The organism is Roseburia sp. 1XD42-69 (assembly GCF_003612565.1).
Classification (GTDB): domain Bacteria; phylum Bacillota; class Clostridia; order Lachnospirales; family Lachnospiraceae; genus Roseburia_B.
Genome location: NZ_RAZG01000267.1, coordinates 1 through 575, shown reverse-complemented (window position 1 = coordinate 575; position 575 = coordinate 1). Strand labels below are relative to the sequence as shown.

2 protein-coding genes are annotated in these 575 nt (G+C 31.7%); one reads left to right on the top strand and one right to left on the bottom strand.

Translation table 11 applies throughout. From position 1 onward, the window contains the following. Nucleotides 1-221, top strand: a 221-nt coding sequence (locus D7Y06_RS26770; protein WP_207667364.1) for a hypothetical protein, incomplete at its 5' end; no start/stop codon positions are given. A 57-nt stretch (nucleotides 222-278) separates the two neighbouring features. Here D7Y06_RS26770 and D7Y06_RS25510 read toward each other — a convergent pair. Continuing rightward, a complete protein-coding gene (locus D7Y06_RS25510; RefSeq protein WP_120410238.1) occupies nucleotides 279-479 on the bottom strand; it encodes a hypothetical protein in 201 nt (66 codons plus the stop codon). Nucleotides 480-575: the final 96 nt, after the last annotated feature.

Below are 575 nucleotides of genomic sequence, written 5' to 3'. Positions count from 1 at the left end.
AATTTGCATATCCTAATTCTTACCAAAAAGGAGCCATTTATTTCCAAAAACACAAACTTATTTACACTACCTATTGTGGGGTTCATCTCTTCCTCAACGAATTTCTGAAATCTGCCGAGAAGTTGATTGCCGAAAAGTATAATTACAAAAATTGGATTACAAATCAACTGTATACCCCATTTGACAATCATCACATACAAGAAAAAGACATATTACCATAGTTATAGGTAAAATGCCTTTGTTCAAATATACACTATGCCATTCCTAATAGTTTTAAGTCAATGCCTTTCCATATCTGCCCGAATCAAACTCTTTATATATCCTGCTTTATTTGGCATTGAATTAAGATATTCCAACAAATCCGCTTCTGTATTATGCATAAAGCGAATAGCAATAGATGTTGTCTTTTCCTTTGCATATTTTTCTCTTGCCCTTTTATTACATTCTAACTGATTCTTTTCTTTTATTGTTTTAGCCATTTAACACACCTTTATTTTTTACATAATTGCTAATCACCATAAACTTCTTTATATGGGTCAATATCCGATTCTCCTGTTCCATCGCAAAAAACACAA